This is a genomic window from Rheinheimera sp., assembly GCF_037442525.1.
In the GTDB taxonomy this organism is placed as follows: domain Bacteria; phylum Pseudomonadota; class Gammaproteobacteria; order Enterobacterales; family Alteromonadaceae; genus Pararheinheimera.
The window spans coordinates 40,944-56,566 of sequence record NZ_JBBIQD010000014.1 but is presented as its reverse complement, the minus strand read 5'-3'; the positions used below and the strand labels follow the sequence as shown (position 1 = coordinate 56,566).

Below are 15,623 nucleotides of genomic sequence, written 5' to 3'. Positions count from 1 at the left end.
GTTTTTGCTGTTGTTTGCTAAGATTGCGCCTGACCGTTGTTTTTTCAAGCGGAAAACGTCAAAAATTTGACTTAGATCAGCTGAACCAGATACAGGACGCCATACGTCCGGTCTGGCCGTCGCGACGGTAGGAATAAAAACGGGCTTCATCTGTATAAGTGCAAAAACCGCCACCGTAGATTTGCCGGACACCTGCAGCCTGCAACCGCAGACGGGCAAGTTGATAAAGATCCGCCCGCCACTTGCCGGATTTTCCGGCTACCGCTTTAAAGGCCTGCTCTGCCTGCGGCTGCCGCGCTATAAAAGCTGCCAGCACGTCATCACCCACTTCAAAAGCGGCTGGGCCAATGGCAGGGCCTAACCAGGCCAGTACTTCTGAGTGGTCTGGAAAATGTGCCAACGTCTGTTCCAACACCCCATCACAAAGGCCACGCCAGCCGGCATGAGCCGCAGCCACCGCTGTTCCTGCCTGATCACAGAACAACACAGGTAAACAGTCGGCGGTCAGTACCGTCGCGACCTGCAGTGCTTTTGTGGTAAAGGCGGCATCTGCAGTGACAGCACCAGCGCTAAAGTCAGCTTGGGTCAAATCCACACAGAGGGTGCTGTGGACCTGATTTAACCAATAAGGCTCGGCAGGTAATGCCGCCAGCCGTTGCCAGTGCTGCCGGTTCTGCTGCACCAGCAACGGATCATCGGCCACATGACTGCCCAGGTTCAGGCTGGCATAAGAAGCGCCAGAGCAACCATTCAACCTGGTGCTGATGGCTGTATGCACATGGGCAGGCGCTGGCCAGTCCGCTCTGAGCACCCCGCTCATCAGGCAAAATCCAGGCCGTGCTCTTCGGTATCCGCACGCAGCGCCAGCGTCAGCTGCACCATATCGTCCGGCACTGGTGCATGCCATTCCATAATCTCGCTGGTAATGGGATGAGCCAGACGTAACATAGCTGCATGCAAGGCCTGACGTTTAAAGCTGCGGAAAATAGTCAGTAACTCTTCACTGGCTTTACGTGGCGGGCGTGGACGGCCGGCATACACGGGGTCACCAACCAATGGGTGGTTGATGTACGTCATATGCACACGAATTTGATGGGTGCGGCCGGTTTCCAGCCGCAAACGCAGCCGGGTATGGGCGCGGAATTTTTCCATCACCCGGTAGTGAGTTACTGCCGGGCGGCCCGAAGTGGTGACCGCCATATGGGTGCGTTTGGTCGGGTGACGGCCAATAGGCTCGTCCACTGTGCCACCCGCCGTCATAATGCCATGGCAAATCGCTTCGTATTCACGGGTAATTTCGCGGTGTTGCATCGCATCGACTAAATGCACCTGCGCCGGAATGGTCTTGGCCACCACCATCAGTCCCGTGGTGTCTTTATCCAGGCGGTGAATAATACCGGCGCGCGGTACTTCGGCTATTGAAGGACAATGATGCAGTAACGCATTGAGCAAAGTTCCTTCCGGATTGCCTGCGCCCGGGTGCACCACCAAACCAGCAGGTTTGTTGATCACCAGGATATGCTCATCCTCATAGACAATAGTCAGGTCAATGGCTTCAGCTTCAAAACGCTCATCATCCGGTAACTGGGCATCAATCTGAATGGCCTCGCCCCCCATCAGTTTTTCTCTGGGGGTATTGCAGACCCGGCCATTCACCTGAACCCAATCCGCCAGGATCCAGTCTTTTATTCTGGAACGCGAATAATCCGGGAACATTTCGGCCAGCACCTGATCTAAGCGCTTGCCAAATAAATGATCGGGAACAATTTCTGCGAGTTTTAGCTGTTTTGTCATGTCGGAACCAGTTATCCTGTGGGCACACTCGGCTGTCTGAGTTAGAATCAGGCCGTCAAAGGCGCTAGTTTAACGGTTTTACGCCGGACTAAATAGCCAACAGGCTCAAAGTAGTAGTGGATTTTTCAATGAAACTGAATTTTTTAGCGGCCATAGCCATGGCACTGACGCTGGCCTCGTGCGCTGGCACCAAAGACCCAGAAGAGCAACTGGTCAATACCAACCAAAGCGCCCAGCAACTTTATGATGAAGCCAAAAACGTGCTGGACTCCGGGTTATACAGCAGGGCCATTGAGCTGCTCAAAGCGATGGAGAGCCGTTATCCCTTTGGACCTTTATCGCGCCAGGTGCAGTTGGATCTGATTTACGCTTATTACCAGAGTGGCGACACCAAACAGGCGCTGGCCAGTATCGACCGTTTTATCCGCCTGAACCCGAATCACCCGGATCTGGATTATGTCTATTACATGCGGGGCCTGAGCAACTTAAAGGCTGATGAAAATTCGTTCCACGAGTTTGTCGGTATCGACAGAGCCGACCGTGATATGGCCAGTACCCGTCAGGCTTTTGATGATTTAAAAATTCTGGTCAGCACCTACCCCACCAGCAAATACGCTCAGGATGCCAAGCTGCGTATGCAGAGCATTAAAGAGAAACTGGTGCGGCATGAATTGATTATCGCTGATTATTACACCCGTCGTGGAGCCCACCTGGCTGCGGCCAACCGCGCCAAGTATGTGGTGGAGTATTACCGGGATTCCCCTCAGGTCGAGCAGGCATTGCGGCTGATGGTGCAAAGTTACGATGAGCTGGGCCTGACAAAGCTGCGGGATGACGCCAAAGCAGTACTGATGCTGAATTTCCCCAATACCGCTGAATTTTAAACCTTGGGGTCAGAGTCAGACTCTGACCCCCATCCTTTTCTTGCTATAAAGCGTCCAGCGCTTCCGATAATTTCGTCACGCCAATCACTGTCATACCTGCAATAGGCTCTTTGGGGGCGTTGCCATGCGGCACTATAGCGCGCTTAAAGCCATGTTTGGCCGCTTCTTTCAAACGCTCCTGACCACTGGGCACAGGGCGGATTTCACCGGAAAGCCCGACTTCACCAAATACCACCAACTCATTGGGCAAGGCTTTGTTTTTAAAGCTGGAGACCAGTGCCAGCAGGGTTGCCAAATCTGCCCCTGTTTCATTGACCCTGACGCCCCCCACCACATTGACAAAGACATCCTGGTCAGCCATCTGAATACCAGCGTGTCGGTGCATCACCGCCAGCAGCATGGAAATGCGGTTTTGTTCCATACCCAAGGTAACGCGTCGCGGGTTATTCAGGGGTGAATAATCCACCAGCCCCTGTATTTCCACCAACAAAGGCCGGGTACCTTCCCAAAGCACCATCACAATGGAACCTGGGGTGTCTTCTTTACCTCGGCTTAAAAATATGGCTGAAGGGTTTTTCACTTCTTTCATGCCCTGGCCTGTCATGGCAAAAACCCCCAGCTCATTGACAGCACCAAAGCGGTTTTTATGGCTGCGCAGCGTGCGGTATCTGTTATCTGAATCGCCGTCCAGCAGCACTGAGCAGTCAATACAGTGCTCCAGCACCTTGGGTCCCGCCAGCGAGCCGTCTTTGGTGACATGCCCCACCATAATGACAGCAATGTGGTTTTGTTTGGCAAAACGGGTCAGGTAAGCCGCACTTTCCCGCACCTGTGACACTGAGCCCGGTGCCGATTGAATGTCAGCCATCTGCATCACCTGAATGGAGTCAATCACCATAATGCGAGGTTTTTCCTGCTGTGCCAGCTGGCAGATAGTCTCGACACTGGTTTCAGCCAGCATCAGCAGTTGCTGGGTAGGTAAACCTAAACGGTGTGCCCGCATCGCGACTTGCTGCAGTGATTCCTCACCAGTGACATAAAGTGCTTTTCCTGATTGCGCCAGGCCACACATGATCTGTAACAACAAGGTACTTTTTCCGGCTCCGGGGCTGCCGCCAATCAGAATGGCTGAGCCTGGCACTATGCCGCCCCCCAAGACCCGGTCAAATTCCGCAAAACCCGAGCTGAAACGTGGGACTTCCTGCAAGTCCACTTGATCCAGCCGCACTACTTTAGCCACAGTGGCGCCGGCGTAGCCATCAAACCGGGCTGATTTGCTGGCGCTCGCCAGCCGCACTTCGCTGATGGTATTCCAGGCTCCGCACTCGGTACATTGTCCCTGCCAGCGCACAAAGTCTGCACCACAATCATTACAGACATAGGCGGTTTTGGTTTTTGCCATTTTTCTCTCTTTGCTATGAAGGCATGAATATTGCTTTTAAGCTTTAATATTCATAATGTACAACACTTTATTGACGAAGTGGCATTCGAAACACGGATCAGAATACAGATGACAACTTCCGATTTAGCTGAACACTTAGGGGTGATCGAACGCTTAAAACCCCTGATCAACACACCTGATTTTGACCAGGTGTTTAAGCTATTGACCGAAGAGTTGCCAAAGTCCAAACAGTTTCTGATCAAAATGGAACTCAAACGCCTGGGTCAGCCTTGTTCTTATTATATTGATCTGCGAGGCCGGGTGGATGGTGAAGTCCGCCCTTACGAGTTTAACGGACAGACCCACTATATGGACGATGTAGCCATCCGGACCTTCGAAAAAGGTATAAAACAATACAGCCGTTACACTGTGGGTGTATTCGAAGACGTCAGTAACACCAGCAACAATCACCGGGTCCGTTACCAACAAGAGCAGGCACAACGCAAACAAAACCGGGGCCCGGCTGTCTCTCCCCTGCTGGCAACAGCCGAAGAGGAAGAGACAGAGCAGACAGAACAGAAAACCGTTCAGTTGATTAAGTTTGCTGAATATCAGAGCCGCGCTGAAGAGCGGATGAATTTTTCCATTGATATCGAGTTGGTGCTGGACAACCAGGACCGGCTTTTTGCCACCACCAGCGACCTATCAGTCTCAGGCTGCAAAATCAAGGTGCAAAGGGAACTCATCTTCCAGCCTGGGCAAAAAGTAGCCATCTTTTTCCGGGGCCTTGAGCAGGAATTTGCCTTGGGCCTGACCGAAGGTATTCCTTATCAGGTGATAGAACAGGAACCAGCCGATAAAGGGGTGTACCTGAGGTTAAAACGTTTACCGCTGGAGCATGAAAAAGGTTTTACCGACTTTCTGCAAAACTTTATTCATGGCAACAAACGCCGTTATAAAGTGAATCTCGACAACACTTACCAGGCCGTTTATGTCAAAGGCTACGAGCAGTTTTTTTTACCCCGGATGACCACACTACCGGTTTTTCTGGCGGTCAATGACGGCAAAGCGACACCACTCTGCGCTTTGACGACAGAAAACAACAGATCGGTCCTGCATTATTTTCAGGATGAACAACGTCAGAATGTGTTGTCCCAGTTGCTGTCAGCCCGGCGCCTGAAACAGTGTTTATCCAGTGCTGAACAAAGTTCTGTTTTGTATACCTTTACTCATGCGGCCAAAGGGCGGTTGTTTTTTTATTCAGCGACAGCAGATGAGCTGGCGCAGTCCGCTGCGTTGCGTCAGGTATTTATTGGTTTTGGTTCACAAAAGCCCAGCTGGCGCGTCTTTCATTTGCATATCAGCCGAACCAATCCGGCTCATGCACACAGCAAACTGTCATTACCCAGCAGCGCCAGTCAGGAAATTCAGAAGCTGAACCAACCACCCAGCCCCCTGATCGCCAATTTTATTAAAGAGCTGCGTTACGTCGCCAGCCTGACTGAACTCAACACCACTGAAAGTACCGCTCAGTACCAACGCACGGCACTGGACCAAAGTTTGCTGAATCAGCTGAAAATCTTCGGCCATGCCAAGCTGGACAGCCTGCCCGCCATTGAAGCGGCGGCTGTGCATTATGTCAATCTGCGTTCAGAAAGCCGCTTTCTGTACCGGACTGACGTGTTGGTTGGTGACGGAGAAATGGCCGATGTGCGGGGGTTCACCCGGGATTTCTCCAGTAAAGGCCTGCAAATTGAGTGTGTTGAGCCCGTTGATTTTGAACGCGGCGACCAGGTAGAAATTACCCTGCCACAAATGCAGAAAATTACCAATAAACACAAGCTGGCCCAACTGCCTTATGAGGTGATGGCCGTCAGCAAAAATAAACTGATTATGAACCTGCGCATTATTGATAAAACGAATGACCATCAGGGCAAACAGTTTTTCCAGCAACTGATCGCCAATAATCGCGCCAAACTGACCATGGCAGAAGAAACACCTAAATTCCCTGGTTTAGGGCCTGCGCTGCGCAATATGTACCTCAAAGCCCTGAATTGCTTTGTGTTTTACATACATCGCCAGGGTATCCGCTACCATATGGATGTGGTGGCGCAAGGCGCAACTCCAAGCACCTTGCATCGGCTGTTACAGCGCTTTACGCCAGCTGACGGTGAGCTTAACCTGCAACCTTTGCTAAAAAACAATGCAACGAACCTGCAGTTTGCCAACCAGTTGAAAAAGATGAAACGGCAGGAACTGCCTTTCCGCTACGAAGTGTATTTGCGTTACCTTCCTGAACAAGGCACAACAGAGCAGAGCCTGCTGACCGAATTTGACTTTGATTTGCCGACAGCCAATCAGCGTAAACTCTTTATTGAAGAAAGCCTGCAGCAGGGCTTGCTGTTCGCCTACCGGATATTTTTGTCCCGCACAGGCCGGCCTGACACAGAGCATATTGCCAAAGAACTGGGCTATGTCAGTACCTACGCCATCCATAAAGCCAAAGTGCTGGAAGAAGAGCTTTGGAGTGTGGTGGGTGTAGGTGAAGTTCAGGACATCACTGAAGAAGTCATGACTCGTTATCAGGTGCCCACTGAGCTTGTTGAAAAGCAACGCCAGCAGCGCCAGCTGTTACTGGCGTCCAAGCCAGTCGGCTAACTGCACAAAGTGGTCCTCTCGGGCTGTGGCAGCCGTCAACATTGAGATATGATCATAATCCATCTTATAGCCGGTCGCTTTGCCCAGCAGCGTAAAGCGGCCTGCATCCAGGCCTGTTTCAGCCAAAAACGCCAGCACATCCTGCGGATGCCCCAAAAGCCGGTCATTCACCGCAGCCAAATGCCAGCTCGGCGGCCAGTTCAGATGTTTGCAGGCATTGGCATAATTGAAGCCATCGCTGATATCTGTAAAGGCCTCACCACGGATCCAGGGAATAGTATCCAGCAAATACTGGGCCGGTTCATTGTCCGCACCAAAGCGCCATTGCCGGGCGGGCAAATACCCATAAACTTTGCATAACAGAGGCCCAAGCCTGTTCCAGACCCAATCAATATGCAGCCTGCGCTGCCAGCTTTGCACACTGATGCAACGTTTGCTGCCAAAGGTCAGCACAGAGCGTACCAAAGGCACCAACTCAGGCTGACGCGCCAATGCCGCCGCCAGCACCACACCGGCCCAGGAGTGGGCGATCAGATGCACAGGCCCGGCCTGCGTCAGGTGACGGATCAAAGCCGGAATATCAGCTGTGATTAATTGATTCTGACTATGGTTAAAGTGGCGGCTGGCGGCAGGAATGGACTGGCCACGTCCGGCAAAATCAGCACAATAGACTTCAAACCCCATCTCTGCCAGAAAACAAGCTAAACCCCGGCCTTTTTCGTTGTAAAAAATCCGGCTGTTTTCGATAGCACCGTGCAGCATCAGCACTCTGTGCCCGTTGGGCTGGGCAGGAATAAGCTGGCGCAGATGGAGCTGATAATGGCTGACCTTAAGCCAAAGGGACTGTTGCCTGTGCTGCATCTGTTAATCCAGTAAATACAGCAACTGCAATAACGAGCCGTGCCGGATAGCGGCTTTGGCCTGCGCCTGCACTTTGGGTTTGGCATGAAAAGCGACGCCCAATGCAGCTTGAGCCAGCATAGGTAAGTCGTTGGCGCCGTCCCCAATAGCCACTGTCTGCTCAGGGGCAATGTCATATTGCTGCCGGATCAGTTCAACCACCCTGGCTTTGTACTGAGCATCCACTATGTGTCCCAGTACCCGGCCAGTTAAACGCCCATCCACAATGTCCAGTTGGTTGGCAAAAGTGGCGGTTAACTGCAGACGCTGTTTTAAGGCTTCGGTAAAAAAGGTAAAGCCACCCGAAGCGATCACCACCTGCCACTGTTGTTGCTGCAATCTGGTTACCAGAGTTTCCAACCCCGGCATCAGCGGAAGCACATCCAGCACCTGCTGCAAAATACCGGATGACGCACCGGCTAAAGTAGCCACCCGCTCCCGTAAGCTTTGGGCGAAATCCAGCTCGCCGTTCATCGCACGGGCTGTGACTGCGGCGACTTGCTCACCTGTGCCTGCCAGTGTGGCAATCTCATCAATGCATTCAATCTGAATAGCGGTCGAATCCATATCCATAACCAGCACACCAGGCTTGCTTAAGGTAGGGAAGGTCGTTTGGCAGACCAATTCCAGCCCTGCAGCCGTTGCCCACTCCGACAAATGCTGCTGCAATTCTGGCGTTGGTATGCTGCTCAGGCTGAACTGATAAGCGGGTGTTAAATCCGGATGGGGTTGAACCAGGCTCAATACAACGCTTTGCTCGCCCAGCAAAACACCGAGTTCCGACAAATGACTGATGGCTATTGAACCACCAAAGAGCCGGATACGGGCCACAGCCCTGGTGGCAGCTGCAGCCGCACCAGTGACCCCGCCCAGTTGCAATTGCAACGGGCTTTGCGAAAGCAACTGCACTAACTCATTGATAGACATCGCACTTACTTGTTTTGATTCTGAAAAGCTCAAACTGCCACCTGTACTTCAATCTGTTGCCATGGCATTCTACCGACATTTTTCGGCAGATGTCAGCGCAAAACTTAAGCCTACTTATGCAATTTCAGTTCGGTAATCAGGAAAAAAAATCCCGTTTGTACCGCCTGGCCCAAGTGGTGCTGGTGGCTTTGGGTATTCTGGTGCTGAGCCAGTGGTGGTGGACCAGCCATAAACAAGGGGAGCAGTTGTTTCAGCAGCAAAGTGAAGAGTTGATGCGCTCTACGCTGGTGGCCTTATCCCATACAGCGGCTTATTTAATAGTCAACGATCAGCTGGAAAGCCTGAACCAACTGACCACCCATATTGCCAATACCCCCTATTTGCAGGATGTCGTGGTATACGACGCCAACGGTGCCAAGCTATCCGCCTCAAAGTCCGCCTCTCCGGCTTTGGTCATGTATGCCCCGCAGTTTCAACCCGAACTGCTGGCTCTGGTGCAGGAAATTGAGCAGGACGGCCGGGTCATTGGTTACATTAAGATCAGTATGAAACTGGATGCCAGCCTGCTGCCTGTCACTCAGGCCTGGCAACAACTGATGCAACAAGTGGTCTGGATGTTATGGGTAGCAGGCCTGGTCGCTTTTGTGGTACGGGGCTTGTGGAGCCGCTTTTTGCACCTGCTGCAGCGGCTGTGGAAAAAGCGTCAGGCTGAACCCAGCAACCTGCTTTGAGCGTTCAGCCGAAGCACCTGACAACTGTTTTGCCACAGCTGCGCGGCCAGCTGCGTGGCAGGCTCAGAACGTAACTCAAGCAATGCCTGAAACACCAGCAGCAGCTGAGCCGGTGTATTCACCTGCCCCTGAAAACCAGATAGTGGCATCGCCGGTGCATCGGTTTCCAGCACCAACGCATCTAACGGGAATTTCTTCACCGCCTTTTTAGTTTTTTCAGCTCTCTGATAACTGATGGTGCCGCCAATACCCAACTTAAAGCCTAAATCAATAAAGGCTTTGCCTTGCTGATAACTGCCAGAAAATGCATGCAAAATGCCGCCTTCCGTAAATTGTTGTGCTTTAAGCCCGGCCAACAACTGCGGCATGGATTTGCGGTGATGCAACACCACTGGTTTTTTCAGTGCTTTGGCAATCGCCAGTTGTTGACTGAAAAACAGCGCTTGCGCAGCGAACGTCGCTTCGTCCAGTGCATAATCCAGCCCAATTTCACCAATAGCACACACCTCTGGCTGCGCAGCCAGCTGCGGCAATTGCTCCAAGGCATTCAGCTGCGCACTGGACGCCCACCAGGGGTGAACCCCCAAGGCGATATCAAACTTAAATTGCTGCTGCAAGGCGAGCAGCGGGAGCCAGTTTTTTTGCTCTACAGCGGGCACCAGTAAAGCCTGCACGCCGAGGGCGCACGCCTGCTGCAGATGAAACTCAAGCTGAGGCAATAGTTCTGGCAAATCCAGATGACAATGGGTATCAAACAACAAAGGCAGGGTTGAGCCTGCCTCTGACGCTATTTCTATGGACATAACCTGTTGATGCTCCAACTCAGGCCATCGGTCTTGCTGTACATAAAACGGTCATGCAACCTGTGTTCGCCTCCCTGCCAAAATTCAATCTGATGCGGGCGTACCAGAAAACCGCCCCAAAAGGACGGCAGTGGCACTTCGCCTTGCTCGAATTTGTGTTTTATTTCGGCAAACTTTTGCAGTAAGGCCTGACGGGTTGATACGGGACGGCTCTGCTCAGACGCCCAGGCTGCCAGTTGGCTTTCTTTGGGCCTGGACAAAAAGTAGCTTAGCACCTGACTGGTTGGCACCTGCTCAGCCCTGCCATAGACAATGACCTGCCGCTCCAGCGGATGCCAGGGAAAATGCAGGCAGACTTTGGGGTTATGCGATAACTCTGTCGCTTTACGGCTGCCCAGGTTAGTGTAAAACACAAAACCTTCGGCACTGACATCTTTGAGCAGTACGAGGCGCTGCGATGGCTGGCCATCCGGGCTGACCGTTGCCACACACATAGCGGTCGGGTCCGGCAATTCGGCGGCGATCGCGTCTTTAAGCCACAACTCAAACTGAGCAATAGGATCCGGGTTCAGCTGCTCTGCATCCAGTTTATTTAAGGTGTAACTGCGGCGGATATCATCAATTTTCATGGCCAGCTCCCAACTAGTGGGGTCAGAGTAGTACTCTGACCCCAGGTTTTGTTACATCTTCTCCATGACTTCAATGCCAAGCAGCTCCAGCCCCTGCTTTAAGGTCAGGGCCACCAGAATGCTCAGCATTAAGCGGCTTTGTTTGTGCTCCGGTGCAACGCCCTCTTTCAAAATAGGGCAAGCTTCATAGAAGCTCATAAACTGGCTGGCCAGTTCATACAGGTAGTTACACAGTAGGTTAGGCACTGCATCTTTCATCACCGCCTGCAGCGTTTCTTCAAAACGCAGCAGTTTCACCGCCAGTTGTTTTTCCTGCTCTTCCACCAACACCAGCGCCGCATCAAAGCTCAGATCCACGCCGGCTTTACGCAGAATACTGCTGATCCTGGTATAGGCATATTGCAGGTAAGGCGCGGTCGCGCCTTCAAAACTCAGCATGGCGTCCCAGCTGAACATGTAATCACTGGTACGGTTTTTCGATAAATCGGCAAACTTTACTGCGCCAATACCGACTTTACGCGCCACTTCCGCCATTTCGTCCGGTGTCAGTTCAGACGACTTCTGTTTCACCACCTCGGCGGCTCGACTGACAGCTTCTTCCAGCAACTCAGCCAGTTTCACAGTGCCACCGGTACGGGTTTTAAACGGCTTGCCGTCCTCGCCCATCATGGTGCCAAAAGGCGCATGTTCATACGCCGTTTCATCCCGCAACAAACCGGCTTTACGGGCCACCAGCTCCACCTGTTTAAAGTGCAGCGCCTGGCGGGCGTCGGTGAAAATCACAATACGGTCAACACCTAAGCCATGACTGCGGTACTGGCAGGCCGCCAGGTCGGTGGTGGCATACAGGAAACCACCGCCGGTTTTCTGGATAATAAAAGGCGAAGGGTTGCCTTCTTTGTCAGCCAGCTCCTGCAAAAACACCACCAGCGCGCCCTGATCCTCAACCGCCAGACCTTTGGTTTTGAGATCATCCACAATAGGCTGCAGCATGTCGTTATACGCACTTTCCGGCTTAATATGCTCATGCCCCAGGGTCACATTCAGCGTGCGGTACACTTCTTCGCTGTGCTTGACCGAGGTGTCAATAAATAACTGCCACAGCTTTTTACAGTGCGCATCACCACTTTGTAATTTCACCACATAATCACGGGATTTATCGGCAAAGCCAGCTTCGTCATCAAAACGTTTTTTCGCTTCGCGATAGAACTCTTCCAGGTCGGCCAACGCCACCTGCTCCAGGTCGACACCCGCCGCCAGTTTGTCTTCCAGATGCGCTATCAGCATGCCAAATTGCGTGCCCCAATCCCCCATATGGTTCTGTCGAATGACCTTGTCGCCCCAGAACTCCAGGCAGCGTACTAAGGCGTCACCAATAATGGTGGAACGCAAGTGACCGACGTGCATCTCTTTGGCCAGGTTTGGCGCCGAATAATCCACCACCACTTTCTGTGGTGCCGGATTGCTGCTGACGGTTAAACGCGGATTTTGTGCAGCCCCTGCCAGTTGCCGGGCCAGCCAGTCTTTGTTTAAAGTCACATTGATAAAACCCGGGCCGGCAATTTCAACCTTCTCCGCCATCTCGCCCAAATCGAGCTGCTCCACCAACTGCTGGGCTAACGCACGCGGATTGGTTTTCAGCAATTTAGCAGCTGCCATGGCGCCATTGATCTGGTAATCCCCAAACTCCACTTTCGTGCTTTGCGTCACCGCCGTATTGGTGTCGGCCGGCAAACCGACAGCCACCATGGCTGCCTGAGTTTTTGCCGATAATAATTCTTTGATATTCATAAAATTCTTAACCTGTTACGACTGCGTCGCCTGTTAATGTTCGCGGGTCTTATGGAACTTGATTTTCGGATAGCGTTCCATCGCCAGATTCAGGTTCACCATAGTGGGGGCTATATAAGCCAGCGCATCCCCACCGTCCAGCGCCAGGTTGGCACTGGCTTTGTTTTTAAACTCATCCAGCGCTTTGGCATCATCTGAATAGACCCAGCGGGCCGTGTTGACGTTCACCGCTTCATAGATGGCATCCACTCCATATTCAGATTTTAAGCGGTGCACCACCACATCAAACTGCAGCACACCGACAGCGCCGACAATCAAGTCGTTGTTATCCAGCGGACGGAATACCTGCACAGCGCCTTCTTCCGACAACTGCACCAGGCCTTTAAGCAATTGTTTTTGCTTTAACGGGTCACGCAGGCGGATACGGCGGAACAACTCAGGCGCAAAGTTCGGAATACCGGTAAAACTGAATTTCTCGCCTGAACTGAAGGTGTCGCCAATTTTAATGGTGCCGTGGTTATGCAAACCAATGATGTCGCCCGGGTAGGCTTCTTCGACATGCTCACGGTCGCCCGCCAGAAACGTCAGCGCCTGTGGCACCAGAATATCTTTCCCAATGCGTACATGGTGCATCTTCATGCCTTTTTCATACTTGCCGGAGCAAATACGCAAGAAAGCAACGCGGTCACGGTGTTTCGGGTCCATATTGGCCTGAATTTTAAAGACAAAACCAGTAAAGCCCGGCTCGTCCGGCTGCACGGTGCGGCTGGTGGTGGCACGGGGTTGTGGTGCTGGCGCCCAGTCGGTCAGGCCGTCCAGCATATGGTCCACCCCAAAGTTACCCAAGGCAGTACCGAAGAACACTGGGGTCAGTTCACCTTTGATAAAGGCATCCTGATCAAACTCATGGCTGGCACCTTTCACCAGCTCCATCTGCTCCCGTAAATCGGCCGCAAAATAACCAATACGCGCATCCAGTTCCGGGTTGTCGATGCCTTTAATAATATCGACCTCCTGAATGGTATGGCCCATACCCGACTGATAGAAAATCACTTCGTCACGTAAAATGTGGTACACGCCCTTAAACTCTTTGCCTGAACCTATAGGCCAGGTAATAGGCGCGCAGGCAATTTTCAGCACACTTTCCACTTCGTCCAGCAGGTCGATTGGGTCACGGATATCGCGGTCCATTTTGTTCATAAAGGTAACGATTGGGGTGTCGCGCAGCCGGGTGACTTCCATCAGTTTGATGGTGCGTTCTTCAACACCTTTAGCGCCATCAATTACCATCAGACAGCTGTCTACGGCGGTCAGTGTGCGGTAGGTATCTTCCGAGAAGTCTTCGTGGCCTGGTGTATCCAGCAGGTTCACCAGGCAATCGGCATAAGGAAATTGCATTACCGAAGTAGTGACCGAGATGCCCCGTTCTTTTTCCATTTCCATCCAGTCGGAGGTGGCAAACTGGCCGGATTTTTTACCTTTGACCGTACCGGCTTTTTGGATCAGTTGTCCGAACAACAACACTTTTTCAGTGATGGTGGTTTTACCGGCATCGGGGTGCGAAATAATCGCAAAAGTACGGCGCTTATTAATTTCCTGCAAAAACTGTTCAGTGCTCATAGATGGCTGTCTTCAATAGCAAAACCCCGCTTCCACACAGCGTGGCCGGGATAAATTGCAGAGTTAAAAAATTGGGCGGGATTATAGCAGCTTACCAACAGCAGGCCCAGAATTTCGCCATCTGAACCTGAGGCAACCTTAACCCAAAGGCAGCGCCATCAGAATGGCGTCTTCGCGACCTTGTTTGGTCGGGTAATAATTGGGCCTTAATCCTGTTTGGATAAAACCAGCCGATTCGTAAAGTGCGATGGCGGCGGTATTGGATTGACGGACTTCCAGCCAGACATCCAGTACGGCTTTCCCCTCAGCCTGGGCTAAAAAATGTTGCAGCAATAAACGGCCATAACCCTTACCCTGCGCCGTTGGCGTAACGCCTATATCAAATAGCGTGGCTTCAACCGCGACTTGTTGCCCCACATAAAACCCGAGAATTTCACCCTGCTGTTCCAGCACCGCATTAAAGTAACGCTCGGAAAAACAACTTTTGAAATTGCCTTCGGTCCAGGGGTACGCATTGGCGGCCTGCTCAACCGCCAACATGGCCGCTATATCGGCTTCAGTTGCGCTGCGGATCTGTGCTGTCACTCTGTTCCTCATGGTACTGCGTAATAAGTTGCCAAAGCTGACGTTTCTGCCCGGCATCCAATGTTGCAGGGGTCAGTAACTGATCAGATCCGACTTGAATAGTGGTGTCAGCCAGACGCCATGTCAGTGACGGCGCATAAGAGTGCAAGGCACGCTGAATATCCTGGCTCAGCAGGGTCTCAGCGTCAGGTACTTTCACGTGCAACTGAACCGGAAGCTCTGCCACCGGCTCATTAGCATGCTCAGGAAAATATTCCGATGGCTCAGCAAACGACGCCAACTGCAAATACGAAAAATCAGCATGCAAAGTGAGTGCCTGAATACCGTTGTGCTGTAAGAACTGATGCTGTTGTGGTGATAACTTCATAGTGAAGTCTGTTTAGAAGTGGCAGGGGCAGAGGGATTCGAACCCCCAACCATCGGTTTTGGAGACCGCTGTTCTACCAATTGGAACTATGCCCCTAGCGTTGAGGCCGCCATTATACAAAACAGCTATGAAAGGTAAAGCAAAAACAACCTGCCCTTGCACTGACTGCACAGAATTCCGCCGTTTTCCTCTATTCACTCGGGACGCCTCGCTGTTTATTCACTATTCCAGATGCACACAAGCACTTTAATTCGTTTTAATTAATAACACTCATTGCTTTACTCTGCCGTTATATCCCCAAGTAACTTGAAGTTTCGGGGAGGCGGCAAGCCAGTGAGACCCCAGGAGCATAGCAACCTATGTGACTGGGGCGAGATGGTGCTGCCAACAAAGCCGAAGCTTCAAGTACGACGGGTATACACAACGGGAGACATTTTATGAGCTTAGTCAAAGACATCTATCAAACTGAACTGGTTCGCCTGCAACAAGACGATACGATAGTGCATGCCGTCGAGCAACTGCAAAAAGCTGGGTGAAGACGGGATCTCAGCAT

Annotated in this window: 14 protein-coding genes and 1 tRNA gene; 3 read left to right on the top strand and 12 right to left on the bottom strand. The window is 52.0% G+C overall.

The window, feature by feature from the left end; all coding sequences use genetic code 11:
• Positions 1 to 76 precede the first annotated feature (76 nt).
• Together pgeF and rluD are read right to left on the bottom strand one after the other, a co-directional pair.
• The gene (pgeF, locus tag WKJ03_RS16195; protein ID WP_337843277.1) at positions 77 to 820 is read right to left on the bottom strand and encodes a peptidoglycan editing factor PgeF; all 744 of its coding nucleotides are present in this window, start codon (positions 818 to 820) and stop codon (positions 77 to 79) included.
• Positions 820 to 1,794 carry a 23S rRNA pseudouridine(1911/1915/1917) synthase RluD gene (gene rluD, locus WKJ03_RS16190; RefSeq protein ID WP_337843276.1) on the bottom strand — a complete coding sequence of 325 codons (975 nt, stop codon included), beginning with the start codon at positions 1,792 to 1,794 and terminating at the stop codon, positions 820 to 822. The genes pgeF and rluD overlap by 1 nt, the downstream gene beginning before the upstream one ends.
• Positions 1,795 to 1,922: 128 nt before the next feature.
• Here rluD and WKJ03_RS16185 point away from each other — a divergent pair, with 128 nt between their 5' ends.
• Complete coding sequence (locus WKJ03_RS16185) at positions 1,923 to 2,678, top strand: outer membrane protein assembly factor BamD (RefSeq protein ID WP_337843275.1); 756 nt, start codon at positions 1,923 to 1,925, stop codon at positions 2,676 to 2,678.
• 43 nt (positions 2,679 to 2,721) lie between these two features.
• On the opposite strand, the gene radA is transcribed toward WKJ03_RS16185, so the two are convergent.
• Entirely contained in the window at positions 2,722 to 4,080 is a 1,359-nt protein-coding gene (gene radA / locus WKJ03_RS16180; RefSeq protein ID WP_337843274.1) for a DNA repair protein RadA, read from the bottom strand.
• A 108-nt stretch (positions 4,081 to 4,188) separates the two neighbouring features.
• On the opposite strand from radA, the gene WKJ03_RS16175 reads away from it, so the two are divergent.
• Positions 4,189 to 6,717, top strand: a complete 2,529-nt coding sequence (locus tag WKJ03_RS16175; protein ID WP_337843273.1) for a PilZ domain-containing protein — start codon at positions 4,189 to 4,191, stop codon at positions 6,715 to 6,717.
• On the opposite strand, the gene WKJ03_RS16170 is transcribed toward WKJ03_RS16175, so the two are convergent.
• A complete protein-coding gene (locus WKJ03_RS16170; protein WP_337843272.1) occupies positions 6,691 to 7,578 on the bottom strand; it encodes an alpha/beta fold hydrolase in 888 nt (295 codons plus the stop codon). The genes WKJ03_RS16175 and WKJ03_RS16170 overlap by 27 nt on opposite strands.
• A 3-nt stretch (positions 7,579 to 7,581) precedes the next feature.
• The gene (gene serB, locus WKJ03_RS16165) at positions 7,582 to 8,544 is read right to left on the bottom strand and encodes a phosphoserine phosphatase SerB (RefSeq protein WP_337843271.1); all 963 of its coding nucleotides are present in this window, start codon (positions 8,542 to 8,544) and stop codon (positions 7,582 to 7,584) included.
• A 116-nt stretch (positions 8,545 to 8,660) separates the two neighbouring features.
• Here serB and WKJ03_RS16160 point away from each other — a divergent pair, with 116 nt between their 5' ends.
• Positions 8,661 to 9,275, top strand: a complete 615-nt coding sequence (locus WKJ03_RS16160) for a hypothetical protein (protein WP_337843270.1) — start codon at positions 8,661 to 8,663, stop codon at positions 9,273 to 9,275.
• On the opposite strand, the gene WKJ03_RS16155 is transcribed toward WKJ03_RS16160, so the two are convergent.
• The 7 genes from WKJ03_RS16155 to WKJ03_RS16125 all read right to left on the bottom strand — a co-directional run bounded on the left by WKJ03_RS16155 (position 9,248) and on the right by WKJ03_RS16125 (position 15,166).
• Positions 9,248 to 10,078: a TatD family hydrolase gene (locus WKJ03_RS16155; RefSeq protein WP_337843269.1), complete on the bottom strand. Its 831-nt coding sequence runs from the start codon at positions 10,076 to 10,078 to the stop codon at positions 9,248 to 9,250. The two genes, WKJ03_RS16160 and WKJ03_RS16155, sit on opposite strands and share 28 nt — an antisense overlap.
• Complete coding sequence (gene pdxH / locus WKJ03_RS16150) at positions 10,069 to 10,707, bottom strand: pyridoxamine 5'-phosphate oxidase (RefSeq protein WP_337843268.1); 639 nt, start codon at positions 10,705 to 10,707, stop codon at positions 10,069 to 10,071. Before pdxH ends, WKJ03_RS16155 begins: the two co-directional genes overlap by 10 nt.
• A 51-nt stretch (positions 10,708 to 10,758) precedes the next feature.
• The gene (gene argS / locus WKJ03_RS16145; protein ID WP_337843267.1) at positions 10,759 to 12,498 is read right to left on the bottom strand and encodes an arginine--tRNA ligase; all 1,740 of its coding nucleotides are present in this window, start codon (positions 12,496 to 12,498) and stop codon (positions 10,759 to 10,761) included.
• A gap of 33 nt (positions 12,499 to 12,531) precedes the next feature.
• On the bottom strand, positions 12,532 to 14,118 hold the full coding sequence (prfC, locus tag WKJ03_RS16140; protein ID WP_337843266.1) for a peptide chain release factor 3: 1,587 nt from the start codon (positions 14,116 to 14,118) through the stop codon (positions 12,532 to 12,534).
• A 138-nt stretch (positions 14,119 to 14,256) separates the two neighbouring features.
• Positions 14,257 to 14,703: a ribosomal protein S18-alanine N-acetyltransferase gene (gene rimI, locus WKJ03_RS16135; protein WP_337843265.1), complete on the bottom strand. Its 447-nt coding sequence runs from the start codon at positions 14,701 to 14,703 to the stop codon at positions 14,257 to 14,259.
• The gene (locus WKJ03_RS16130; protein ID WP_337843264.1) at positions 14,675 to 15,070 is read right to left on the bottom strand and encodes a hypothetical protein; all 396 of its coding nucleotides are present in this window, start codon (positions 15,068 to 15,070) and stop codon (positions 14,675 to 14,677) included. The genes rimI and WKJ03_RS16130 overlap by 29 nt, the downstream gene beginning before the upstream one ends.
• A 19-nt stretch (positions 15,071 to 15,089) precedes the next feature.
• A tRNA-Trp gene (locus tag WKJ03_RS16125) sits at positions 15,090 to 15,166 on the bottom strand.
• Between the last annotated feature and the right edge of the window lie 457 nt (positions 15,167 to 15,623).

What these genes read in the sequence shown, in the direction of transcription:
- argS (WP_337843267.1), bottom strand. Translation starts at nt 12,498, where the DNA reads ATGAATATCAAAGAATTATTATCGGCAAAAACTCAGGCAGCCATGGTG.
- pdxH (WP_337843268.1), bottom strand. Translation starts at nt 10,707, where the DNA reads ATGAAAATTGATGATATCCGCCGCAGTTACACCTTAAATAAACTGGAT.
- radA (WP_337843274.1), bottom strand. Translation starts at nt 4,080, where the DNA reads ATGGCAAAAACCAAAACCGCCTATGTCTGTAATGATTGTGGTGCAGAC.
- WKJ03_RS16160 (WP_337843270.1), top strand. Translation starts at nt 8,661, where the DNA reads ATGCAATTTCAGTTCGGTAATCAGGAAAAAAAATCCCGTTTGTACCGC.
- WKJ03_RS16175 (WP_337843273.1), top strand. Translation starts at nt 4,189, where the DNA reads ATGACAACTTCCGATTTAGCTGAACACTTAGGGGTGATCGAACGCTTA.
- WKJ03_RS16130 (WP_337843264.1), bottom strand. Translation starts at nt 15,070, where the DNA reads ATGAAGTTATCACCACAACAGCATCAGTTCTTACAGCACAACGGTATT.
- WKJ03_RS16155 (WP_337843269.1), bottom strand. Translation starts at nt 10,078, where the DNA reads ATGTCCATAGAAATAGCGTCAGAGGCAGGCTCAACCCTGCCTTTGTTG.
- rluD (WP_337843276.1), bottom strand. Translation starts at nt 1,794, where the DNA reads ATGACAAAACAGCTAAAACTCGCAGAAATTGTTCCCGATCATTTATTT.
- WKJ03_RS16170 (WP_337843272.1), bottom strand. Translation starts at nt 7,578, where the DNA reads ATGCAGCACAGGCAACAGTCCCTTTGGCTTAAGGTCAGCCATTATCAG.
- prfC (WP_337843266.1), bottom strand. Translation starts at nt 14,118, where the DNA reads ATGAGCACTGAACAGTTTTTGCAGGAAATTAATAAGCGCCGTACTTTT.
- serB (WP_337843271.1), bottom strand. Translation starts at nt 8,544, where the DNA reads ATGTCTATCAATGAGTTAGTGCAGTTGCTTTCGCAAAGCCCGTTGCAA.
- WKJ03_RS16185 (WP_337843275.1), top strand. Translation starts at nt 1,923, where the DNA reads ATGAAACTGAATTTTTTAGCGGCCATAGCCATGGCACTGACGCTGGCC.
- pgeF (WP_337843277.1), bottom strand. Translation starts at nt 820, where the DNA reads ATGAGCGGGGTGCTCAGAGCGGACTGGCCAGCGCCTGCCCATGTGCAT.